Raw genomic sequence first — 356 nt, forward strand, 5'->3', positions numbered from 1 at the left:
GTTGAACTACGGGCTTAGGTGGTGGCGGAGGTTCTTTCTTCTCTTTCTTCTTTCCACTTTCTGCATCCATAATTCGTTGCATTACTCGTGGACAATCGCTTAGCCTGAAAATGCCGCTTAGAGGTCCTCTGGTAGCATCTTCTGTATCTACGACTTTCTCTTTTTCCTTCTCTTGTTTTTCTGTTTTACCTGAACGAATACTTTGTTCTGTATCAGAATCGTTGTCTTGTTGGTGACTTCTAACAAAACGTGAGCGGAACCTACGGGGTCGGTGCTCAGACTCATATCCACTATAGTCATCCGTGACATTATAGTCTCGGGTATGTCTTTCAGGCGGTGGCGGTCTACGTTCTCCG

Annotated in this window: 1 protein-coding gene; it reads right to left on the bottom strand. The window is 45.5% G+C overall.

What is annotated here, in order from left to right; all coding sequences use genetic code 11:
- A partial coding sequence (locus tag F0U44_RS24515; RefSeq protein WP_223163841.1) for a hypothetical protein occupies positions 1-356 on the bottom strand: 356 nt, incomplete at both ends.

Origin of the sequence: Nocardioides humilatus, from assembly GCF_008373755.1 — a bacterium.
Taxonomy (GTDB): Bacteria; Actinomycetota; Actinomycetes; order Propionibacteriales; family Nocardioidaceae; genus Nocardioides; species Nocardioides humilatus.